Origin of the sequence: Janthinobacterium sp. GMG2, from assembly GCF_033949445.1 — a bacterium.
Classification (GTDB): Bacteria; Pseudomonadota; Gammaproteobacteria; order Burkholderiales; family Burkholderiaceae_D; genus Janthinobacterium; species Janthinobacterium aestuarii.
This window is the reverse complement of the sequence record NZ_JAXAWA010000001.1, coordinates 1,113,169-1,135,027: the sequence shown is the minus strand read 5'-3', so window position 1 is coordinate 1,135,027 and position 21,859 is coordinate 1,113,169. Positions and strand designations below refer to the sequence as shown.

Here is a 21,859-nt window from a genome sequence, read left to right as displayed (position 1 = left end):
AAACTAGAACCGGTACTCCAGCCCCGCCACATACGTCCTGCCCCGCGCCGTACTCATCGGCGTATTGTCGTTCGACTGCGACGGCATCGAGTTCAGCCGGTTCAGCGCTTCCGAGTAATTCTTGTCCATCGCGTTCTGCACGGACAGACGCAGGAACAGGTTGTTCGTCACTTGCCAGCTCGCATACAAATCGATCACGGCCGGGATCTTCGGATTGTCCACCTTCGCCACTTCCCCCGTCACCTCATCGGCTTCGTTGTCCGGCGACAGGCGGCGGTTCGAGCCCGTGTGCTTGATGATGGCGCCCACCTCCATTTTATTGTCCAGCAAGCGCGTACCCACGTCGAGGTTGTAGTAGGTGCTGGGCAGCTCGCTGATGTCGGACGCGCCAAACCACGCGCTGGCGATCGAGGTGGGCTGGCTGGTCTTTTCACGCGTGTACGACAGCCGCGCAAAAGCCGGACCCAGCTGGTATTGCGCTTCCAGTTCCCAGCCGCGCGTACGCACGGGCGTGGCCGAGTTGATGTAGATATACATATTGGTCACGTATTCGTCGACCGTCTCCCAGTCCGTGGCGATCACTTCCGACATATTACACTTGCGCCCGTTGTCACAGACGAGGAAGGATTGGCTGGTGATATAGCCGTCGATCTTGCTCTTGAAATACAAGGCCTTGAAGTTCAGCGCATCGTTGGCGCTCAGCAAACCGTGCAGGCTGGAGTTGAAACCCAGCTGATAGGTCGTCGCCTTTTCTCCCTTCAAAAACGGGTTCATCGAGGCCCCGCCATCGTTCGAGAAAAACACTTCCTGCGGATTCGGCCCGCGCATGGTGCGCTCGGCGCTGGCAAACGGCTGGAACCATGGCGTGACCTGCGCGGAAACGAGCAGCGAAGGATTGATCCCGTGTTCCTTCAGCGCAATATGCGCCGCCCCTTGCGGGAAACATTTCACGCGTTCGTCGCAGGCCGGCTTGTAGCCCGTCAATTCGAAACGCGTGTAATTGAGCCCGGCATTGACCTGATAGATGCCGCGGTTGTATTGCAGGCCCGCATACAGGCTGTCGATCTTTTGCTTGCCGGCCGGGCCAAAGGTATTGTTTTCAATCGACTGCCGGTTGGCATCCGGATTGTCGGGATCGTCGACAAGGCTTTCCACGTGCTTGCTGTATTGATTGCGCATCAGCTTGCCGCCCACGGTCACCAGCGCATCGCCGCCCGCCAGCTTGAAACTGCTCGTGTTGTTGATGTCAAAGGCATCGGCGCGGTTGGCCGTGCTCGTGTTGACGAAATTGATCAAGGCTTCCGGCATGTATTTCTGCTTGCCGCGGCTGCTGCTGGCCGTCACATTCAGGTCGATCAATTCCGAAAACGGCGTGTAGTGATATTTCACATAGTAGTCATTGCTCCGGATATCGCGGCGCGTGAACGTATTGCGGTAATCGCGCGCCGACAGTTCCAGCGCATGGAAATCGCTCAGTTTGAGGTCCAGCTTGAGCAATTGCGACTTCGGCTTTTGTTGATAGAAACGGTTGTAGCCGAAGCCGAATTCCTCGCTATCCGTGCCCTTGCCATTCTTGTAGTTGTTGCCGATCACGCTCGCGCTCGTGGCCGCCATGAAGCCGACGCTGCCGCCATCGAAAGCAGGGTTTTTCATGGCCACGGCCAGCATGGCGCTGCGCCCCACGCCATTGTTACCGGCGGACATCTTCGTGCGCGCGCCCACCTTCTCGCCCGTAAACACCACGTCATCGACGCCGATGGTGCGGAAGTTGGCGCTGCCGCCCAGCGCATTGACGCCGTCGCCACCGACGACATTACCGCGCGACACGTCCACGCCGATGATGAAATTCGGGTCGATCAGGGCGCCGAATTGGCTGCTGGGCACGCTACCATGCGCCACTTCCGACGGTGCGCTGCCATAGTAATTCTGCGTCACGCCATCGACCATGGTGTTGACCCGGCCAAAGCCGGACAGACCGCGGATATTGACGCTGACGGCGCCCTGCGCGGGATCGATCTGGGTAAACGTGCCCGGCATGCCGCGCAGTATCTGGTCGACCGGCTGCAAGCGCGTATCGGCGCCGCGCGCACTGACGGCGCCCGGTTTTTCCAGCGCCTGCTGTTCCGCCGACACAGCCTCGCCCGATACGTTCAGCGGTGAAAACACGACCTTGCCACTCTCTTGTGCCTGTTGCGCCCATCCCTGCTGCGCGAGCAAAGCCATGCAGATGCCCACGGCCTGCGTCATTGTCTTGATATGCATACACCCTCGATTTCTTATGTGATTGAAAATTCAGCTGGTGCCGTGGCCGCTCTCGGCGTCGAGCTTGAACGACACGGGCAAGGTCACTGTCACCGTGCCCTGGTGCAGGACGTTGTCGGGCGGCGCCGGCAGCGGTTGCGCGCGCTGCAGCACTTGCAGCGCTTCGCGGTCGAGCAGCACCGTGCCCGATGAGGTGACCAGTTCGCTGGCCAGCAGCTTGCCGTCGCGGTCCACCTGGAAACGCACCCAGGCGGCGCCGGCCCGCTTGCGCTGGCGCGCGTCGCCCGGATAGCGTTTGAAATGGGCCAGGTGGCCGAGCACGCGGCTTTGCCAGCTGGCGGGCGCGGCATTGGTCGACGGCATATCGCTATCGAATGGCGCCGCCTGCGGACCGCGCACGGCGGCCGGCGCCGGCGTGGCGCTGCTGCTGGCTTGCGCGGGTAATGACGCTTCCTTCGCGGCATCCTTGCCCGGCTCCGTCGACAGGGTCGCTTCCGCCTTCGCCTCTTTTTCCGCAGCGACAATCTCCGGCGCGGCGGCGCGCGCCTGCACGGGCAGCGCCTCTTGCCTAGCCGTGCTCTTTTTGGGTTGGGCGGCGCTGGACGCCGCCGACTGGCGCGCCCCTGCCGCTGCCGCCTGTTGCGTCTCCGGCGACATCGCTTGCGCGGCAAACACCACCATCACGCTGGCGGGCGGCTGCGTGGGCGCGACGCTGTCGCGCCGCCAGCCGGCCCACAGCAGCAGCGCCAGCACGGCGGCCACCACCAGCGACGTGGCGACGCCCCAGCTCAATATCGGACGCGGATTCACCCGCCCTCCCGGCCGACCAGGCCCACTTTCAGATAACCGGCCTGGCGCAAGGCATCCATCACGCCCAGCACGTCTTCATAGGCCGCTTGCTTGTCGGCCTGGAAAAACAGCGTGCGCTGGCGGTCGCCGCCCGTCTGCGCGTCGAGCAGGCTGCCCAATTGCTCGCGCGCCACGGGTGCCTCGCCCAGGTACACGCTGCGGTCGGCTTTCAGGGAAACGAACAGGGGCTTGTCGGGACGCGGTTCCGGCTTGGCCGTGGCAGCCGGCAAGTCGATTTTCAGGTCGACGGTGGCCAGCGGCGAGACCACCATGAAGATGATCAACAGCACCAGCATCACGTCGATGAAGGGGGTGACATTGATCTCGCTCAATTCCGGCATGTCGGCCGTATCGTCGTCCGGCGTAGGGAACAGGGAAGCCATGGCTCAGGCCTGCTTGCGCGTGTCGAGGTCGCGGCTCAGCATCAGCAGCACTTGCGCGGAAGCGGCGCGCAGCTGCGCCTTGTACTGGTTGATGCCCCGGCTCAAGACGTTATAGATGACGACGGCGGGAATCGCCGCCACCAGGCCCAGGGCGGTGGCCAGCAAGGCTTCCGCAATGCCGGGCGCGACTGTCGCCAAATTCGTGTTCTGGCTGACGGCGATGCCGATGAAACTGTTCATGATGCCCCACACGGTACCGAACAGGCCGACGAACGGCGCCACGGCGCCGATGCTGGCGAGCAGACCGATACCTTGCGTCATGCTGCGTACCTGCTGCGCAATCCACTGTTCCTGGCGAAAGCCGGCCCGCTCCTTCAGGGCCGCCGCCGGCGCACTGGCGTGCGACAGCTTCAATTCCTGCTGCACATCGCCGAGCAGCTGTTGCACCAGCACGGACGCCCCGCTCTTTGCCGCCGCGTCCGGCAAGGAGGTCGCCGTCTTCAGCACGGCGACGGCTTGCGACGCTTCGCGCCGGGCTTGCAGCAAACTGGCGCCCTTCACCAGCAAGACCACCCAGGTGGCCAGCGCGGCGACCAGCAAGCCGATGAGCACGCTTTTGACGACCTGGTCGGCAGCGAAAAACATGCCCAGCGGCGACATATCGTGCGGCAAGGTGGACGCTTGCGCGGTGGCATGCAACAGGGACAGCAATACGCCGCAGGTAGCGGCTTTGAGACAGGAGATACGCATGGAAGCTTCAACAGGTAACAGGCATGGCTGCGCCAACGGCGCGCACGCGCATGCAAAAAAATCGGACGAACTACCTGGCTGCTGCGAAGAAGCTTGCTGGGGGAGAATGCCGGGCTGAACGCCCGGCGGAGGTGCTAAGGCTTACTTGGCGCTGGAGACGGCGGGCGTAACAACCGGCGTGAACCAGACGAAATCGGCCTGCGGCGCCTGGACTGCCGCGCCCTGCTGCGCCAGGACCAGCACCAGCGGCGCGGGGCCGCCCGTCAAGTCCTGCACGTGCAGCGGCACGCCCAGGTCCTTGTGCGCGTGGTAGGCGCCGGCGATCAGCACGGCGGGCGCGGGTGCGGCCAGCAGGCGTTCGGCCATGCGGCGGTCGCGCTGCTGCTGCACCGACAGCATGGCGGCCAGGCGCGGCTCGTCGATCTGGTTGTCGTGCATGACGCGGATGATGTCTTTCAATTTGTCATGCACCTTGCCATCGTTGGCCAGGTTCGAATGCTTGCCCTGCACGGCCGGCTTGTCGATAAACATTTGCTTGATCTCGCTGCGGTCCAGGTTGGCCGACCAGACGGGATACGGCGCGCGCATCACCGTCATCACCAGGTCGCCATATTGCGCCCACTTCCAGTTCGGCTGCCAGGCCAGCAGTTCGGCCACGTGTTCGGGGCGCACGACGGGGTCCGTCTGCAGCCATGGCTTGACCTTGTCCACCTTGGCTTGCTGGTCCGGGTTCAGCATTTCCAGCAACACACTGCCTTGCGGACGCTGGCCCTGCAACTGCTGCAACAGCCATTGCTCGATCTGGTGGTGGCTGAGCTGGTCATGCTGCTCGCCCACGATGACACGCGGCGCGGCGGCCAGCTGGGCCAGCAATTGCTCGGCAGTCACGCGCTTGCCGCTGCGCAGGTCGACGATCTCGCCCAGCTGGCGCACGTCTTGCGCAGCGGCAGGCGCAACGGCGGTGGCGCCGGTGACGGGCGTGACGCTGCCGCAGGCGCTCAGGGCCAGCACGCAGGCGGGCAGGACGGCGGCGAGGGACAGGGGGAATCTCATGGGCATGGCCTTTCGGGTTGAAGCACGCATTGCAAAATAACTACTGGCGGGCATTTTAATAGAAATGATTCTCATTTACAACCACTGCGCGGCGCATCATGCGGAATTTTTTACAACTGGCAAAAATGGTGCTTCGGTGAAATCTCCAGGTGCGGGGTAGAATAAAAAAAACGGAGGACTTGCGTGAATCAAACTGACCAGTTGGCGGTACTGAAAAAACCGCTGCCAGACTCTCTTGCTGCCGTACTTTCCCTGATCTTTGCCGACCGCTTTTCCATGACGCAAGCCATGCGCGAACACCATGGCCGCGACGAGTCGAGCTATCCCCCCATGCTGCCGGACGCCGTCATCTTCGCCCATTCCACCGAGGAAGTGGCGGCCGCCGTCAAGCTGTGCAGCGCGCACGACGTGCCCATCATCGCCTACGGCAGCGGCACCTCGCTCGAAGGCCACGTGCTGGCCCTGCATGGCGGCGTGACGATTGATCTGTCGCAAATGAATCAGATGGTCGCCGTGCATGGTGAAGACTTGACGGCCACCGTACAGGCGGGCGTGACGCGCAAGCAGCTGAACGAGGAAATCCGCGACACGGGCCTGTTCTTCCCCATCGACCCGGGCGCCAATGCGTCGCTGGGCGGCATGGCGGCCACGCGCGCCTCGGGCACGAACGCCGTACGCTACGGCACCATGCGCGAAAACGTGCTGGCCCTGACCGTGGTGACGGCCGATGGCCGCATCATCAAGACGGGAACGAGGGCGAAAAAATCGTCGGCCGGCTACGACCTGACGCGCTTGTTCGTCGGCAGCGAAGGGACGTTGGGCATCATCACGGAAGTGACGGTGAAACTGTATCCGCTGCCGGAAGCGATCTCGGCGGCCGTGTGTTCGTTCCCCGGCACGGGCGAAGCCGTCAGCGCCGTGATCCAGACCATCCAGATGGGTATTCCTGTGGCGCGGGTCGAGTTTCTCGATGAAAATGGCGTCAAAGCCATCAATGCCTACGACAAGATGGCGCTGCCGCAAAAGCCGCTGCTGCTGTTTGAATTCCACGGCACGCCGGCCAGCGTGGCCGAGCAGGCGCAGCTGGTGCAAGCCATCACGGCCGAACACGGCGCCAGCGATTTCGAATGGGCCAGCCGCCCCGAAGACCGCTCGCGCCTATGGGCCGCGCGCCACAACGCGTATTTCGCCCTGCTGCAGATGCGCCCCGGCAGCCGCGCCATTTCCACCGATTGCTGCGTGCCGATTTCGCGCCTGGCCGAATGCATCCTCGCCACCAAGGCCGATTGCGAAGCACAGGGCCTCGTCTACGCCATCATCGGCCACGTGGGCGACGGCAATTTCCACGTGCAGATGCTGGTCGACCCGGACGATCCGGCCGACATCGCGCGCGCGGAAAAGGTCAACAGCGACATGGTCACGCGCGCCATCGGCATGGATGGCACGTGCACGGGCGAGCACGGCGTGGGCATGCACAAGATGGCGTTCCTCGTGGAAGAACATGGTGTAGGCGCCATCGACACCATGCGCGCCTTGAAACATGCGCTGGATCCGAAGAACATCATGAACCCGGGGAAGATCGTGCGCTGGTAATCAATACCAACCCAAAAAGCAAATGCCGGGGTCGTACCCTGAGGGTACGCCCCCAGTCCTTGTCGTTGGGGTGATTTTTACAATTCCATGCGCATCGGCACGAAGGCGATGCCGCCCTCTTCCACCTTCGGCCCCGTGGCGACAAAGCCCAGGCTCGTGTACAGGGGCAAGGCATACAGCGAGGAGTTGACGGTAAAGGCCGTCACATCGCCCCTGGCCAGCGACGCATCGCGGGCTGCCTGCCACAAACGGCGCGCCATGCCGCGCCGGTGCAGGGCGCGCGGCACGAACATGTGGAACAGATGCGTGTTGTCGCGCATGGCCACGACGCCGGCCAGCTCGCCGCCGATATGCGCGAGCTGATACGCGTAGCGCGACTGTGACAGATAGCCTTCGATGGCTGGCTGGCGGCAGTGTTCGATGAATTTTTCCGCCCCCGTGCCATCCGGATGCAGGGTCAAAAAGGGCATCAGGTCGTCGATCAGGGCAACGATGGCGGGCGCGTCGGCGACGAGGGCGGGACGCAGTGTCGGTTCGGGTAATGTTGTCATTCTTAAATAATGCCATGCCTTGGGCAAACAAGACAATTCTCAACAAAAATCCCGGCTGCTGGTGCGCAAGCGTCCCAGCAGATGCGACATGTCGACCAGGCGCTTGGCCACCAGGTTGCGCACGATGCCCTCGCGCTGCCACACGCCGTACACGCCCAGCAGTGGCGCACTCAGCACTTCGCGCCGCTGGCTTTCCACCAGGTCGGGCCAGACGATGACGTTGACGGTGCCCGTCTCGTCTTCCAGGGTCATGAAGATCACGCCCTTGGCCGTGCCCGGCCGCTGGCGCACGGTGACGATGCCGCAGGCGCGCGCCACTTGTCCGCTCGTGTACGTCATCAGCGTGGACGCGGGCATGAAACGCTGTTCCAGCAATTGCCTGCGCAGCAGCGCCAGCGGGTGGCGGCCCAGGGTCAGGCCTTGCGCGCGGTAGTCGCTGACGATGCTCTCGCCTTCCGTCGGCGCGGCCAGCATGGGCAAATCTTCCTCTTGCGTCGTGGCGCGCAGCAAATCCCTGTCGGGCACGGCGCCGGCCGCCTGCCACAGCGCTTCGCGCCGGTGCCCGGCCAGCGCGTGCAGCGCGTTGCCGGCGGCCAGCACCTGCAAATCATGACGGTCCAGGCCGCCACGCAGGGCCAGGTCGGCCACGTCGATAAAAGCGGCAATGGCGCGCGCATCCTCGATACGCCGGGCGGCCTCGGCACGCATGCCGAACAGGCTGTTCAAGCCCAGGCGCACGGCGGGCGCGGCCCCTTCCACAGTCTCTTCCAACGTCGCTTCCCAGGCGCTGATGGCCACGTCGACGGGCAGCACCTGCACGCCATGCCGGCGACCATCCTGCACCAGTTGCGAAGGGCTGTAAAAACCCATGGGCTGGCTGTTGAGCAAGGCGCACAGGAAGGCGGCCGGTTCGTGGCATTTCAGCCAGGAACTGGCGTACGTCAGCAGGGCGAAACTGGCCGCGTGCGACTCGGGAAAACCGTATTCGCCAAAGCCCTCGATCTGGCTGAAGATGGCCTCGGCAAACTTTTTCTCATAGCCATTGTCCACCATGGCATTGACGATGCGGTCATGGTAATTGTTCATGCCGCCCTTGCGTTTCCAGGCCGCCATGGCGCGCCGCAACTGGTCCGCTTCGCCGGGCGTGAAATCGGCCGCGATGATAGCCACCTGCATCACCTGTTCCTGGAAAATAGGAATGCCCAGAGTGCGTCCCAGCGCCTTTTCCAGGCCCTTCGGATATTCGACCAGTTCCTTCTGCTGGCGGCGCTGCAGATACGGATGCACCATGCCGCCCTGGATGGGGCCGGGGCGTACCAGCGCCACTTCGATGACGAGGTCGTAGAATTCACGGGGCCGCAGCCGGGGCAGCATGCTCATCTGCGCGCGCGACTCGATCTGGAACACACCGATGGTGTCGGCCTCGCACATCATGTCGTAGGTGGCCGGGTCTTCGCGGGGAATATCCTGCAGGCGGAACTCCTCACCGCGCCGCGCACCGACCAGTTCCAAAGCGCGGCGCAGGGCCGACAGCATGCCCAGCGCCAGCACGTCGACCTTCATCAAGCCCAGCTCCTCGAGGTCGTTCTTGTCCCACTCGATGACGCTGCGCTCGGCCATGGTGGCGTTTTCAATCGGCACCAGGCGCGACAATTTTCCATGCGCAATGACGAAGCCGCCCGGATGCTGCGACAGATGGCGGGGAAAGCCCAGCAGCTGCTGCGCCAGGCCGGCCCACTGCTGCGACAATGCCGCTTCCGGGTCGAGCCCGCATTCGGCAAGGCGCTCCAACAGATCGCGCTTGCCGTCGAACCAGCGGTGCGCCTTGGCCACTTTTTCCACGATGGCCAGGTCGATCCCCAGCGCCCGGCCGCTGTCGCGCAAGGCGCTTTTCGGACGGTAGCTGATCACCACGGCGGCCAGCGCAGCCCGCTCGCGCCCATATTTTCCGTAGATATATTGAATCACCTCTTCGCGCCGCTGGTGCTCGAAGTCGACGTCGATGTCGGGCGGCTCGTTGCGCTCGCGCGACATGAAGCGCCCGACCAGCGAATTGCCGCGTGCCGGGTCCACTTCCGTGATGTGCAGGCAATAGCAGACGGCCGAATTGGCGGCCGAGCCCCTGCCCTGGCACAGGATGTTTTGCGAGCGGGCAAAGCGCACGATATCGTACACGGTCAAAAAGTACGCTTCATACGACAGCTCGGCGATCAGATCCAGCTCCTGCTCGATCTGCTCCTGCACGTTGGCCGGAATGCCCAGCGGAAAGCGGATACGCGCGCCCGCATATGTTTCCTCGCGCAGATAGGTCGCCGGCGTGTGGCCTTGCGGCACCAGTTCGTCGGGATAGTCATAGCACAGGCTGTCGAGCGAGAACTTGCACAGGTCCGCGATGCGCAAGGTTTCCGCCAGCGCTTGCGGCGGATACACATTGGCCAGCCGCAAGCGCGCGCGCAAATGCTGCTCCGCGTTTTGCGCCAACGCATAGCCGCATTCGCCCACGGGCTTGCCCACGCGAATGGCGCACAGGGTATCGAGCAAGGGCTTGCGCGAACGCACGTGCATGCACACGTGGCCGACGGCCACCACGGACAAGCCCTGCGCCTGCGCGGCCGCCTGCACGGCGCCGCGGTGCGCGTCATCCTGCGCCCGCTGCAGCAGGTTCAGGCCGATCCAGCTGCGCTCGCCGCCAAAGGTGGCCGCCATCCACGCCCCCTGCGCGCGCACGGTTTCCGGCTGGGCCGGATAGCTGGGCAGCAAGATCATCAGGCAGCCAGGCAGCCCCCGCAAATGGGCAAACTCCGCCGAAGGCGCAGCAAAATCGTCGGGCGTCAGCAAATAGCGCCCCTTGGCCGCCCGCGTGCGCGCCATCGTGATCAGCTCCGACAAGTTGCCATAACCGTCGATGTCCCGCACCAGCGCCAGCAAGGACAGGGCCGGGCTGCCGTCGGCCTGCGTCAAATGAAAATGCGCGCCGATAATCAGCGGAAAACCGGCCCGTTTGGCCGCCGCATGGGCGCGCACGACGCCCGCAAGCGAGCACTCGTCAGTAATGGCCAACCCCTTGTACCCGAGCTGGACGGCGCGCGCCACCAGTTCTTCCGCATGCGAGGCTCCATGCAGGAAGCTGAAATTGCTCAAGCAGTACAGCTCAGCATACTCGGGTAAGACGGCGCCCCACATGATCCACCTCAATACTGTATATAAACACAGTATACTATACTCATCTGGAAGCAAGGGGCCGGTTTAAGCAGGGGCCAGCACTGCATGAAGAAGCCATAGCGAACGGAAGGGAGAGGTGGCAGGGAAGCGCAACAGCTGTTGATTTAGAAAGTCAAAAGCTGAGAGCATGAAAAGTCAATGCGCGACAATACGAAACTCCGTTGCGGTGGCGATGGGACGAACTTGATTGCGCTCCCGTTTCAATTCCACGATGCCGTAGTTGGACATGGTTTTCAGTGTCCGCGACAGATTGCTCGGTTTACGGCCCGTTGTCTCAGCCAAGGCCGAGATGGATTCCGGTTGCGTTTCCAGAATCACGTGCAGCAATGCCCGGTTTTCGTCGCTCAGGACTTCCGCCAGCGATTTGATGGAAGTGAACCAGACTTTGGGTTCGTTCGGCTTCGGTTTATAGGTACCACGAGCGATGGCGAGCACGCGTTCGCGGATTTTCTCTTGCGGCATGATGCCAATAAAAATCGGTTTCATTGCTTTTTTACCTCCAGCAAAATGCGGTCCACGTCAGCAAAGAAATCATTGATCAGATGCTGTGCGTCCTTGAATTCGTATGGCACTCCCTGATCTGAGGGATGACGGTGTTTATGGTCAAAAGTCACGATACGTCCCGCATATTTGAATTTCTTTGGCGGCTTCACCATATGGGCATTGTCGTAACCGAGGATGCGTTTGCCATACGGTTCGTGCAACGTCAGCGAGTAGCGTATGCCGTGGGGGATCTCATCCGATACCTTTGTCCGTCTGGCTTCTATCTTGATCCAATAACCGCCATCCTGGTCGAGTATGGAACCATCAAGGTCCAGCAATGTATCAATGGCAGGATCGATCCACATGCGGCAAAGTATATCATCAGTTGATATGCAACTTCTACGAAGGCGTCAATAAGCAGAGCCTTGTCGCTACAGGCTGGCAGGATTGCAAGAGGCGTTGCGCATATTTTCGTTTATGCTCGTGTTTTACCTTATGCCTCGCCCACCATGCTCGTCCACTTATTGAAATGTTTCGGCGCCGCACCCGGTGGCGGCAATGCGGCGCTGGTCGTGGAAAACGACGACAGCAGCGAAACGGCGCGCCAGCAATTTGCCCGCGAACGCCAGGTCAGCGCCTGCGTCTTCCTCGACCGGCAAGCGGACGGAGGCGTCGTGCTCGACTATTTTTATCCGCACACGCGCAGTCCCCTGTGCCTGCATGCCACCCTCGCGGCCGCGCATGTGCTGCTGACGGCGCCTGGCGCACCGGCAGCCTTGACGGTGACCACGGCCATGCGCGGGCAAGCTTTGCAGCTGGTGCGCCGCGCGGAAGGTATATTCATCGGCCTGACACCGCAACCGGCGCCTGCCGTCATGGTGGAAAAATATGTGCCGTCGGAACTGATGGGCCAGCACATGCACTTGCTGTCGCCGCCCGTGATCGCCTCCGTCGGCAGCCCGAAGCTGCTGCTGGAAGTGGCCGACCGCACCACCCTGCGCGCGTTGCGGCCGAACCTGGAACTGATCGCCGACTGGAGCGCCTTGCACAAGGTCAACGGCTGCTATGCGTATTGCCGCACGGGCGAACACGAGTACGAAGGACGCAACTTCAACCACCTCGACCCGGCGCTGGAAGACAGCGCCACGGGCGTGGCGGCAGGCGCGCTGTCAGCCCATTTGCAACAGTCGCTGCGCCTGCATCAGGGCCACGTGACGCAGCAGCCATGTTTGATCGAGGTGCAATACAGCGCGCAGGCAATCTGGGTGGGCGGCATGGTGCAACGCAGCACCTGAACGGGGCATGCCGCACCAGTACAAGGCAAGCCGGGCAGCGGCGAAAAGTTAATCAACCAGGAAACAACAGTTACTACAAATTTGTAATAAGAAAACAAAGTATCGCTGGTGAATGGTGAAATGATGGCACTAGAATCAAGTCACGAATCTTGCTCATCAGCCACTTGGAGATACTGCGTGCCGACCCTCACCACCTTGCGTAAAGCAGTCCTCATCAGCCTGTACGGCAGCGCCGCCCTGGCCGCCTTCAGTCCCGCCGCCATGGCGCAGAGCAACGACCCTGCGGCCACAGAAGGCCCCGTACAAACGGTTAGCGTGGTCGGCTCGCGCAGGGTCGCCAGCTCTTCCACCGATACGATGGTGCCGGTCGATATCATTCCGATTTCCAAGGTGGCCGAGCAAGGCGGCCAATTCGACCTGGCGCAATCGCTGCAATACATCTCGCCCTCGTTCAATTCCACGCGCCAGACGGGCGCCGACGGGGCCGACCTGATCGATTCAGCCGCCCTGCGCGGCCTCGGCTCCGACCAGACCCTCGTGCTGGTCAACGGCAAGCGGCGCCACACGACGGCCCTCGTCAACCTGTTTGGCGCGCGCAACCGCGGCAACACGGGCACGGACATGAATGCGATTCCCTTGTTGGCGATCAAGAACGTGCAAGTGCTGCGCGACGGCGCCGCCGCCCAGTACGGCTCGGACGCCATTGCCGGCGTGATCGACATCGAACTGAAGAAAAGCCTGGGCTGCGAAGCGGTGGCCGGCTACAGCCAGTATTCGGAAGGCGACGGCAAGAATTACATGACCTCCGCCTATTGCGGCATTGCGCTGGGCGACAAGGGCACCCTGGCCATCACCGGCGAATACCTGGACCGGGGCCGCTCGAACCGGGCCGATTCCGACAGCATGCGCATCATCGGCGACACCAAATCCAAGAACAAAACCCTGTACGTGAATGGCGACTACGCCACCAGCGGCACGGGCAAGCTGTACTTCACGGCCGGCGCACAGACGCGCGACGCCTCGAGCGCCGCATTTGGCCGGGGCGGCATCGGCAGCGACGACATTCCATCGCGCAATTCGGCCGCCATGTACCCGGACGGTTTCGTGCCTTTCATTAACGGCAAGATCGACGACCAGTACGCCACCATCGGCCACCGCAGCCAGATCGGCGAATGGCATGCGGACTTTTCGCAAACCTATGGCTACAACAAGATGCGCTACGACATCAGCAATACGCTGAACGCCTCGATCGCCAACCTCGACTTGATGAACGGCGGCAAGGGCGTCAGCGCCAGCAGCTACGACGCGGGCGGCTTCTCGTTCCAGCAGCTGACCAGCAACGCCGACTTCAGCCGCTACTATGATACGGTAATGCGCGGCATGAACGTGGCCTTCGGCGCCGAGTACCGCAGCGAGGAATACAAGATCATGGCTGGCGAACCGGGCTCCTACAACGACGCCGACGGCGTGGGTGTGGGCGGCAATGCGGGCAGCCAGGGCTTCCCCGGCTTCCAGCCCGGCGACGCCACGAAGGCCAAGCGCCACAGCATCGCCGCGTATGGCGACGTGGAACTGGAATGGACGGAACGCCTGAAAACCCAGGCCGCCCTGCGCTATGAAAAATTCAGCGACTTCGGCTCCACCGTGACGGGCAAGCTGGCCGGCAGCTACAAGCTGGCGCCGAACGTGCTGCTGCGCGGTTCGGCCAGCACGGGTTTCCGGGCGCCATCGTTGCAGCAAGTATATTTCTCGTCCACCTTCACCGACTTCATCGGCGGCGTGCCCACCGACGTGGTGCTGGCGCCGAACGGCGGCACCGTCGCCAATGCGGCAGGGATCCCGAAGTTGAAAGAGGAAAAATCCACCAGCTTTACCTTGGGCACCACCTGGACGCCGACGCAAGCCATCTCCGTCACGGCCGACCTGTACAACATCAAGATCAAGGACCGCATCGTGCTGTCGGGCCGCTTCAATGCCGACAACTACCCTGACCTGGCCGCGCGCCTGGCCCTGTTGGGCGTGGGCGAGGCGCAATTCTTCGTCAACTCCATCGACACGCGCACGCGCGGCCTGGACCTGACGGCTTCGCACAAGGGCGAGCTGGCCGGCAACCGCCTGAACACCTTCGTGGCCTTAAACTTGAGCAAGACGGAAGTGACGAAAGTCAAGACGCCCGCCTCGCTGACGGGCTTCGAGGATGTCTTGCTGTCCGAGCGCGAACGCCTGTTCATCGAACAGGGCGGCCCGCGCGCGAAAGCCACCTTGGGCTTCGACTACATCACGGGCAAGCTGGAATCGGACCTGCGCATCATCTACTTTGGTCCGCAAACCCTGGGCACCTTCAGCGGCACGGCCGAAGGCGTACCGAACGCCCGCTACAAGGCCAAGACGTCAGCCGACCTGAGCTTCACCTACAGCATCAGCAAGAACACCAAGCTGACTTTCGGCGGCAACAACATCTTCAACGTCAAGCCCACCACGCAAAACGCGGATGAGACGGATAACGGCTTCAAATACGACAGCGTGCAGTTCGGCCTGAACGGCGCTTCGTATTTCGGACGGCTGTGGGTGAAGTTCTGACCACCGTGTCCACCTAAAAAAACAGCGGCTGCGCCAGCATGGGCAGCCGCTGTTTTTATGTCGGCATCACCATTCAATGCTCATCGCCCGCATAGATCCACATGGGCTCTGTTTTCCCGGCACGAACAAATCCCACGGATTCGTAGAACGCGATGGCCTTGCCGTCCGCCGTCAGCATTTGCTGGTGAAATCCCGCATATTTTTCCAGCATGGCCGCCATCATCCTTCTGCCGACACCCTGGCCTTGCGCCATCGGATCGACGAGCATATGCGGAAAGTAGACAACCAGATGGCCATCGGAAATGGCATTGCCGATGCCAATCAATTTGCCATCGGCACGGGCCGTCACCAGGCTGTGGGAATTGCGCAGCGCAGCCATCAGCTCTTTGGGCTTTTCCGCGGACGACCAGTGATTGGCCTTGTAGAGGGCTATCACTTCTTGCTCGGTGATCACATCATTCATGGAAATTTGCATCGGCACGGCCTTCTTTATGGATGACGCTGACCTTCGCAATGGGAAGGTCCAAGCGTTTCGATCACATCACCATCTATTGTATCGATCCACGCCCCACCAGTTTCACAACTCGTAGACGCCCATGCTCCAGTAGCGGCTGCCTTGCCTGTTGCGGGCAAGCCAACCCAATGCCTGCAACTCCTTGCCGATCAAACGATTCATGATGCCATGTCCGACCAGCAGCACAGGCCCCTTGGCGGCAAGCGCAACAAGCCGCTCGGCGGCGGCCCTGGCACGCTGCCGGGTGAGCGTCAGCGAGTCCGAGCCGCGCGCATAACCGCAAAGCCAGAGCAGGCGGAAAATCACTGCCCAGGCTTCAGGCGGCAGCCAGGGCGCTTTCCAGAGCGCAAAGGGAAGCTCCGCTTCAATGAAAATCGCCTCTTGCGTGAATGGCAAGTCGCCCAGTGCCCTGGCCGATGAGCACGCCCTGGGCGCCGTGCTGGCCACGATGGTCGACGCGGAAAGCGCTGCCTCGGGGCACTCCGCAGGGATGCCGCCTTCCTTGATCAGCGATTGATTGTAGAGATCAATCCACTGTCCCATTTGCATGGGCGCTATCCAGCCGCCCTTGGCGAGTTGCGGCTCGCCGTGACGCATCAGTGTTATTCGCATGTTCAGTTCGGTCGCCTCGCATATTTATCAGCCTGCCTCATTGCCCCGACGGTGCCCGGCCAGCACAGCCGCAGTGAACAATGTTTGCCCTGCGGCAGAAAGCACGGATAATAGCGCCTAACTCATAAGCACTGTATTGGATTACCTCATGGAAATTAAAGTCAACTTTCTCGACAAGCTGCGTCTCGAAGCCAAGTTCGACGATTTTACGGTCATCGCCGACCAGCCCATCCGCTACAAGGGCGATGGCTCGGCGCCTGGCCCGTTCGATTACTTTTTGGCATCATCGGCACTGTGCGCGGCCTACTTCGTGAAGTTGTATTGCGATACGCGCAATATTTCCACCGAAAACATCCGCCTGTCGCAAAACAATATTGTTGATCCAGAAAACCGTTATCAGCAGATTTTCAAGATCCAGGTCGAGCTGCCGGCCGATATCTCGGCCAAGGACCGCCAGGGCATCCTGCGCTCGATCGACCGTTGCACGGTCAAGAAAGTGGTACAAACGGGTCCCGAGTTCGTGATCGAAGAAGTGGAAAACCTGGACGCCGATGCGCAGGCTTTGCTGGCTTTAAATCCAGCCCCTGGCGCGAATACCTATATCGTCGGCAAGGATTTGCCGCTGGAACAGACCATCGCCAATATGTCGGGCCTGCTGGCCGGCTTGGGCATCAAGATTGAAATCGCCTCGTGGCGCAACATCATCCCGAATGTCTGGTCGCTGCATATCCGCGATGCGCATTCGCCCATGTGTTTCACCAACGGCAAGGGCGCGACCAAGGAAAGCGCGCTGGCGTCGGCCCTGGGCGAGTACATCGAGCGACTCAGCAACAACCATTTCTACGCCGGTTCGTTCTGGGGCGAGGACATCGCCAACGCGCCATTCGTCCACTACCCGAACGAGCGCTGGTTCAAGCCGGGCCGCAAGGATGCGTTGCCGAAGGAAATTCTCGACGAATATTGCCTGGATATCTACAACCCCGATGGCGAGCTGCGCGGCTCGCACCTGATCGACACCAACTCCGGCAATGCCGAGCGCGGCATCTGCTCGCTGCCGTATGTGCGTCACTCGGATGGCGAAGTCGTGTATTTCCCGTCGAACCTGATCGAAAACCTGTACGTCAGCAATGGCATGAGCGCCGGCAATACCCTGGTTGAAGCGCAGGTGCAATGTCTGTCGGAAATTTTCGAACGTGCCGTCAAGCGCGAAATCCTCGAAGGCGAGATCGCCCTGCCCGACGTGCCGCAGGAAGTGCTGGCGAAATACCCGGGCATCGTGGCCGGTATCACCGGCCTGGAAGAGCAAGGCTTCCCCGTGCTGGTCAAGGATGCGTCGCTGGGCGGCGTGTACCCGGTGATGTGCGTCACCCTGATGAACCCGCGCACGGGCGGCGTGTTCGCCTCGTTCGGCGCCCACCCGAGCCTGGAAGTGGCGCTCGAGCGCAGCCTGACGGAATTGCTGCAGGGCCGCAGCTTTGAAGGCCTCAACGACTTGCCGCAGCCGACGTTTGCCAGCGAAGCCGTCACCGAGCCGAACAACTTCGTCGAACACTTCATCGATTCGAGCGGTATCGTCTCGTGGCGCTTCTTCAGCGCCAAGGCCGATTACGATTTCGTCGAGTGGGATTTTTCCGGCCACGGCGAGAACTCGAATGCCGAGGAAGCGGCGACGCTGTTCGGCATCCTCGCCGGCATGGGCAAGGAAGTGTACACGGCCGAGTACGACCAGCTGGGCGCCACGGCCTGCCGCATCCTCGTGCCCGGGTATTCGGAAGTGTATCCGGTCGAAGATCTGATCTGGGACAACACCAACAAGGCGCTACTGTTCCGTGCCGACATCCTGAACCTGCATAGCCTGGACGATGCCGGCCTGGAAGACTTGCTCGACCGCCTGGAAAACAGCGAACTCGACGAGTACGGCGACATCGCCACCCTGATCGGCATCGAATTTGACGAAAATACGGTGTGGGGCCAGTTGACGACCCTGGAATTGAAGCTGCTGATTCATCTCGCCTTGCAGCAATTCGAGGAAGCGAAAGAGCTGGTGGAAACCTTCCTGCAGTACAACGACAACACGCTCGAGCGCAAACTGTTTTACCAGGCCATGAACGTGGTGCTGGAAGTGGAGCTCGATGACGAACTGGAACTGGACGACTACGTCGTCAATTTCCGCCGCATGTTTGGCAACGAACGCATGGACGCGGTGCTGGGCTCGGTGGAAGGCAGCGTGCGCTTCTTCGGCCTGACCCCGACCAGCATGCAGCTGGAAGGCCTCGACAGGCATCAGCGCCTGATCGACAGCTTCAAGAAACTGCACGCGGCGCGCGCCAAGGCGGCGGCTCGCTAAGTAGGTCGTGGGAAATTATTGTGAAGTTATGACGAACAGAACCGGATGCTCTGCAAGGCGCCCGCTGCGACGCAGTGCAAGCACTGCTAGCAGCGGGCAACACCGCAGAGCGCCGGTTATGGAAGTCAGAAATGACAATAATTTATTACGCCCTACTTAGCATCATCACCTGGAAGCGATGCCATGGCCACACTGGAATTCTGGTTCGATTTCGGCAGCAACTACAGCTACCTGAGCGCCATGCGCATCGAAGCGCTCGCGCATGAAAAGAAGGTGCATGTGATCTGGAAACCCTTCCTGCTGGGCGTCGTCTTCAAGGCGCTGGGCTGGCAGACATCGCCCTTCATCTTGCAAAAACTCAAGGGCGACTACACGTGGCGCGACATGGCGCGCCAGTGCGAAAAGTACGCGTTGCCATGGCAGCAGCCGAGTTCCTTTCCCCGCACGGCCCTCTTGCCCATGCGTGTGGCCTTGATCGGCGCGGACCAGGGCTGGATTGCGCCATTCGCGCGCCGCATGATGACGATGAATTTTGCCGCGGACCGCGATATCGACAACATCGAGGCCGTCAGCGAAGCCTTGGAAGAACTGGGTCTCGATGCACGCGCCGTCCTGGTGCTGGCTTTGACACAAGATAACAAGCTGCGGCTGCGCCGCCAGACCGAGCAGGCACAAGCGCTGAACCTGTTCGGTGCCCCCAGCTTCGTCAGCGCTGGGGAATTATTCTGGGGCAATGACCGGCTCGAGGATGCACTGCTGCATGCAGCAGCCAGCCGCCGTTAAACTCAACTCCCCGCCAGCGCCGCGATCTCCTTCCGCATGTTCTCGATTGCCCGCTCGTTGTACTGGTCGGCGAAATACGCATCGCCAAACAGCTGGCCCGCCTGCGCCTTGGCGCTCAGGTGCTGCAGGGCCAGGCCCCGCTGTTCGTTGAAGCGCACGGGGTCCACGTGCGCGTATTCTCTTCCGATGGCTTGCGTATACGCTTGATACACTTCTTCATCCTGCCCCAGGATGGCCAGGTCGGCGCTGAGCATGGCGTCCTTCAGCGCATGGCTGATGCCGGGTCCCTGGAAGTGATCGGTGGCGCGTATCAATTGCGCCACATCCAGGTTGTCGCCCGCATCGAGGCCGCTGGCCAGCCACAGCTGGGCGCTCGCCTCTTCGCTCGAATACAGGGCATCGTCGTCGTGGCTGTAGACGGCGTCGTGGAACCAGAACGCCTTCTTGACCAGCGCGCTGTCGCGCTTGGGCGCAAAGGTATTGTCGGCCCACACCCGGATCTCGGACAGGCCATGCACCAGATGGTCGAGGTTGTGATAGTGGCGGTCCGCGCCGCCATACGCCTGCGGTCCCGTCAGGTGCGCGAACCAGTGGTCCGCCAGTGCGATGTCATCTTGCGAGGCGGTTGTATAGTTCCACAGCGCTTCCCACTCCTTGCGCAGGCAGTCGAGTATCCATGCCTGGTAGGCGGGACCGGGGACGAATTTCTTCATGGTCCAGTTCCAGCCCACAGGGCCTTCCAGCGCCTTGACGAAGCTGGAACTGACGGAGCCGAGGTCGCGCGGCGGCATCACGAAGATGGTCTTGGCGCCCTGCAGCACGTCCACATTGGTTTGCTGAATCAGGTTTTCATAGTCGAAATCGGCCGTTGTGCGGATGCCGCGGATCAGGTAGTCGCAGCCGTGCTTTTTCGCCGCGCGGGCCGTGTAGTCGCCCTTGACGATGACCACCTGCACATTGTCCCAGCCGCACTCGCGCGCGCTCTGTTCGATGATGCGCTTGCGGTCTTCGGCGGGAAATTGGGGACGTTTTGCGGGGTTTTGCGACAGGAACACGATCACCTCGTCGGCGAGCGAACGCGCTTCGCCGATCACCCACATATGGCCGTTGGTGATGGGGTCGAGGGTTCCTGAAAAGCCGATCTTCTGCATGCTGCGCTCCGTTTGCTTGATTGCTTATTGCGCAGACAATATATGCCAGCGGCGCGCGCGTCAATGCAACATGCCAAAGATCATGATCAAAACGCTATTTTTTCACAGCTTGCGGAAACTCCACGCGCACGCACAGGCCGCCCAGGCGCTCGGATTTATCGAGCACCAGGCGCGCGCCATGGCGCTCGGCGATGGCCTTGATGATGGCCAGCCCCAGGCCGCTGCCGTTGGCGTCCGTGCCGGGCACGCGGTAGAAGCGGCTGAAGACGCGCTCGCGCTCCTCGGGCGGGATGCCGGGGCCGCTGTCTTCCACGGACAAGGTCACGCCGACGGGGCTGGCGCGCAGGTCGATATCGACCGTGCCGCCCTGCGGCGTGTACTTGATGGCGTTGTCGACCAGGTTGCGCAGCATGATGTTGAGCGCATCGGCCTGCCCCGCCACCTTGGCCGCATCCATGTGATGCAGGCCCAGGTCGATCTTGCGCGCCTGCGCGATGCCGGCCATGTCGCCCAGCGCGCGCTTGACGACGTCGTTCAAGTCCACCGCCTGCAACTGGTCGCCGCTGGCGGCACTCGCTTCCTGGCGCGCCAGCACCAGCAACTGCTCGACCAGACGCGTGGCCCGTTCGATGCCGGCGCTCACGCGGGAGATCGCCAGGCTGCGCTTTTCCTGCGATTCGGCCCGCTCCAGGCTCAATACCTGCAGCTTCAATGCCGCCAGCGGCGTACGCAATTCATGGGCGGCATCGGCAACGAAATGCTGCTGCGCGTCGAATGCCGTTTTCACGCGGCCGAACAGCAGGTTCAGCTCATGCACCAGAGGGCGCACCTCGTCGGGCAAGCCCGCTTCCGAAACGGGCGACAAATCGTCCGCCTGGCGCGCCGCCACCTGCTTGCGCACGCGAGAGACGGGCGCCAGCGAACCGCTGACGACCCACCAGACGACCAGCATCAAAATCGGCGCCATCAGCGCGATGGGCCCCACCGTGCGCAGCGCCAGGCTGCCGGCCATGCGCTTGCGCACGGCCATGTCCTGGGCGATCTGCACGGTCTGGGAACTGGTCTGCACGGAGAAGATGCGGTAAGTCGTGCCGTTGGCCTTTACATTCGAAAAGCCCAGCACGGCGCGCTGCGGCAATTCCGCGCGCGTGATCGAACGGAACACCTGCACGCCGTCCGGCGTCCATACCTGCACCACCATGTCGTTGTTGACAGGGTCGGCCGGCAAGGCTTGCGCATGGTTGGCCAGCGGCGCGCCGGAGCGCAGCGACAGGGCCATCTGCTGCATGTGATAGTCGAAAATCTGGTCGGCGTCGTACAGGGCGCTGCGGTAGGCGATCGACGCTTGCGCCAGGGCCGCCATGATGATGGCCGCCAGCAAAAACCACAGCAGGCGGCCGCGCAGCGAGTGCGTCACCGTGACCTTCATCC

At 62.1% G+C, this 21,859-nt stretch carries 18 protein-coding genes; 5 read left to right on the top strand and 13 right to left on the bottom strand.

Annotation, left to right across the window (positions count from 1 at the left end; genetic code table 11):
* Positions 1 to 3: 3 nt before the first annotated feature.
* From SKZ59_RS05095 to SKZ59_RS05075, 5 genes are all read right to left on the bottom strand, one after another.
* The gene (locus SKZ59_RS05095; RefSeq protein WP_319990990.1) at positions 4 to 2,262 is read right to left on the bottom strand and encodes a TonB-dependent receptor domain-containing protein; all 2,259 of its coding nucleotides are present in this window, start codon (positions 2,260 to 2,262) and stop codon (positions 4 to 6) included.
* 30 nt (positions 2,263 to 2,292) lie between these two features.
* A complete protein-coding gene (locus SKZ59_RS05090; protein ID WP_319990989.1) occupies positions 2,293 to 3,072 on the bottom strand; it encodes a TonB family protein in 780 nt (259 codons plus the stop codon).
* A complete protein-coding gene (gene exbD / locus SKZ59_RS05085) occupies positions 3,069 to 3,494 on the bottom strand; it encodes a TonB system transport protein ExbD (RefSeq protein ID WP_219327589.1) in 426 nt (141 codons plus the stop codon). The genes SKZ59_RS05090 and exbD overlap by 4 nt, the downstream gene beginning before the upstream one ends.
* Before the next feature lie 3 nt (positions 3,495 to 3,497).
* Complete coding sequence (gene exbB / locus SKZ59_RS05080) at positions 3,498 to 4,244, bottom strand: tonB-system energizer ExbB (protein ID WP_319990988.1); 747 nt, start codon at positions 4,242 to 4,244, stop codon at positions 3,498 to 3,500.
* Positions 4,245 to 4,385: 141 nt separating this feature from the next.
* Complete coding sequence (locus SKZ59_RS05075) at positions 4,386 to 5,297, bottom strand: ChaN family lipoprotein (RefSeq protein ID WP_319990987.1); 912 nt, start codon at positions 5,295 to 5,297, stop codon at positions 4,386 to 4,388.
* A gap of 183 nt (positions 5,298 to 5,480) precedes the next feature.
* Here SKZ59_RS05075 and SKZ59_RS05070 point away from each other — a divergent pair, with 183 nt between their 5' ends.
* Complete coding sequence (locus SKZ59_RS05070; protein WP_128142272.1) at positions 5,481 to 6,890, top strand: FAD-binding oxidoreductase; 1,410 nt, start codon at positions 5,481 to 5,483, stop codon at positions 6,888 to 6,890.
* A gap of 77 nt (positions 6,891 to 6,967) precedes the next feature.
* Here SKZ59_RS05070 and SKZ59_RS05065 read toward each other — a convergent pair whose 3' ends face one another.
* The 4 genes from SKZ59_RS05065 to SKZ59_RS05050 all read right to left on the bottom strand — a co-directional run bounded on the left by SKZ59_RS05065 (position 6,968) and on the right by SKZ59_RS05050 (position 11,511).
* Complete coding sequence (locus tag SKZ59_RS05065) at positions 6,968 to 7,441, bottom strand: GNAT family N-acetyltransferase (RefSeq protein ID WP_319990986.1); 474 nt, start codon at positions 7,439 to 7,441, stop codon at positions 6,968 to 6,970.
* A 39-nt stretch (positions 7,442 to 7,480) separates the two neighbouring features.
* Positions 7,481 to 10,624, bottom strand: coding sequence for an error-prone DNA polymerase (locus SKZ59_RS05060; protein WP_319990985.1), 3,144 nt, complete (start codon positions 10,622 to 10,624; stop codon positions 7,481 to 7,483).
* A 174-nt stretch (positions 10,625 to 10,798) separates the two neighbouring features.
* Positions 10,799 to 11,149: a transcriptional regulator gene (locus SKZ59_RS05055; protein WP_034750728.1), complete on the bottom strand. Its 351-nt coding sequence runs from the start codon at positions 11,147 to 11,149 to the stop codon at positions 10,799 to 10,801.
* Complete coding sequence (locus SKZ59_RS05050; RefSeq protein ID WP_034750731.1) at positions 11,146 to 11,511, bottom strand: DUF6516 family protein; 366 nt, start codon at positions 11,509 to 11,511, stop codon at positions 11,146 to 11,148. The genes SKZ59_RS05055 and SKZ59_RS05050 overlap by 4 nt, the downstream gene beginning before the upstream one ends.
* A 144-nt stretch (positions 11,512 to 11,655) precedes the next feature.
* Here SKZ59_RS05050 and SKZ59_RS05045 point away from each other — a divergent pair, with 144 nt between their 5' ends.
* Positions 11,656 to 12,441 carry a PhzF family phenazine biosynthesis protein gene (locus tag SKZ59_RS05045; protein WP_319990984.1) on the top strand — a complete coding sequence of 262 codons (786 nt, stop codon included), beginning with the start codon at positions 11,656 to 11,658 and terminating at the stop codon, positions 12,439 to 12,441.
* A gap of 177 nt (positions 12,442 to 12,618) precedes the next feature.
* Positions 12,619 to 15,021, top strand: a complete 2,403-nt coding sequence (locus tag SKZ59_RS05040) for a TonB-dependent receptor plug domain-containing protein (RefSeq protein ID WP_081368282.1) — start codon at positions 12,619 to 12,621, stop codon at positions 15,019 to 15,021.
* Positions 15,022 to 15,094: 73 nt separating this feature from the next.
* Here SKZ59_RS05040 and SKZ59_RS05035 read toward each other — a convergent pair whose 3' ends face one another.
* Together SKZ59_RS05035 and SKZ59_RS05030 are read right to left on the bottom strand one after the other, a co-directional pair.
* A complete protein-coding gene (locus SKZ59_RS05035; RefSeq protein ID WP_217653679.1) occupies positions 15,095 to 15,484 on the bottom strand; it encodes a GNAT family N-acetyltransferase in 390 nt (129 codons plus the stop codon).
* 114 nt (positions 15,485 to 15,598) lie between these two features.
* Positions 15,599 to 16,147 (bottom strand): histidine phosphatase family protein, encoded by a 549-nt coding sequence (locus tag SKZ59_RS05030; RefSeq protein WP_319990983.1) that lies wholly within the window; start codon positions 16,145 to 16,147, stop codon positions 15,599 to 15,601.
* A gap of 148 nt (positions 16,148 to 16,295) precedes the next feature.
* Between SKZ59_RS05030 and SKZ59_RS05025 the strand changes: the two genes are divergently transcribed.
* Positions 16,296 to 18,494: an OsmC domain/YcaO domain-containing protein gene (locus SKZ59_RS05025; RefSeq protein WP_319990982.1), complete on the top strand. Its 2,199-nt coding sequence runs from the start codon at positions 16,296 to 16,298 to the stop codon at positions 18,492 to 18,494.
* A 183-nt stretch (positions 18,495 to 18,677) separates the two neighbouring features.
* Complete coding sequence (locus SKZ59_RS05020) at positions 18,678 to 19,277, top strand: 2-hydroxychromene-2-carboxylate isomerase (protein WP_319990981.1); 600 nt, start codon at positions 18,678 to 18,680, stop codon at positions 19,275 to 19,277.
* 2 nt (positions 19,278 to 19,279) lie between these two features.
* Here SKZ59_RS05020 and coaD read toward each other — a convergent pair whose 3' ends face one another.
* Positions 19,280 to 20,428, bottom strand: coding sequence for a pantetheine-phosphate adenylyltransferase (coaD, locus tag SKZ59_RS05015; protein WP_319990980.1), 1,149 nt, complete (start codon positions 20,426 to 20,428; stop codon positions 19,280 to 19,282).
* Positions 20,429 to 20,522: 94 nt separating this feature from the next.
* The gene (locus SKZ59_RS05010; RefSeq protein ID WP_034750754.1) at positions 20,523 to 21,857 is read right to left on the bottom strand and encodes an ATP-binding protein; all 1,335 of its coding nucleotides are present in this window, start codon (positions 21,855 to 21,857) and stop codon (positions 20,523 to 20,525) included.
* Positions 21,858 to 21,859: the final 2 nt, after the last annotated feature.

What these genes read in the sequence shown, in the direction of transcription:
- exbB (WP_319990988.1), bottom strand. Translation starts at nt 4,244, where the DNA reads ATGCGTATCTCCTGTCTCAAAGCCGCTACCTGCGGCGTATTGCTGTCC.
- coaD (WP_319990980.1), bottom strand. Translation starts at nt 20,428, where the DNA reads ATGCAGAAGATCGGCTTTTCAGGAACCCTCGACCCCATCACCAACGGC.
- SKZ59_RS05045 (WP_319990984.1), top strand. Translation starts at nt 11,656, where the DNA reads ATGCTCGTCCACTTATTGAAATGTTTCGGCGCCGCACCCGGTGGCGGC.
- SKZ59_RS05010 (WP_034750754.1), bottom strand. Translation starts at nt 21,857, where the DNA reads ATGAAGGTCACGGTGACGCACTCGCTGCGCGGCCGCCTGCTGTGGTTT.
- SKZ59_RS05095 (WP_319990990.1), bottom strand. Translation starts at nt 2,262, where the DNA reads ATGCATATCAAGACAATGACGCAGGCCGTGGGCATCTGCATGGCTTTG.
- SKZ59_RS05020 (WP_319990981.1), top strand. Translation starts at nt 18,678, where the DNA reads ATGGCCACACTGGAATTCTGGTTCGATTTCGGCAGCAACTACAGCTAC.
- SKZ59_RS05030 (WP_319990983.1), bottom strand. Translation starts at nt 16,147, where the DNA reads ATGCGAATAACACTGATGCGTCACGGCGAGCCGCAACTCGCCAAGGGC.
- SKZ59_RS05060 (WP_319990985.1), bottom strand. Translation starts at nt 10,624, where the DNA reads ATGTGGGGCGCCGTCTTACCCGAGTATGCTGAGCTGTACTGCTTGAGC.
- SKZ59_RS05075 (WP_319990987.1), bottom strand. Translation starts at nt 5,297, where the DNA reads ATGAGATTCCCCCTGTCCCTCGCCGCCGTCCTGCCCGCCTGCGTGCTG.
- SKZ59_RS05025 (WP_319990982.1), top strand. Translation starts at nt 16,296, where the DNA reads ATGGAAATTAAAGTCAACTTTCTCGACAAGCTGCGTCTCGAAGCCAAG.
- SKZ59_RS05050 (WP_034750731.1), bottom strand. Translation starts at nt 11,511, where the DNA reads ATGTGGATCGATCCTGCCATTGATACATTGCTGGACCTTGATGGTTCC.
- SKZ59_RS05035 (WP_217653679.1), bottom strand. Translation starts at nt 15,484, where the DNA reads ATGAATGATGTGATCACCGAGCAAGAAGTGATAGCCCTCTACAAGGCC.
- SKZ59_RS05055 (WP_034750728.1), bottom strand. Translation starts at nt 11,149, where the DNA reads ATGAAACCGATTTTTATTGGCATCATGCCGCAAGAGAAAATCCGCGAA.
- SKZ59_RS05065 (WP_319990986.1), bottom strand. Translation starts at nt 7,441, where the DNA reads ATGACAACATTACCCGAACCGACACTGCGTCCCGCCCTCGTCGCCGAC.
- exbD (WP_219327589.1), bottom strand. Translation starts at nt 3,494, where the DNA reads ATGGCTTCCCTGTTCCCTACGCCGGACGACGATACGGCCGACATGCCG.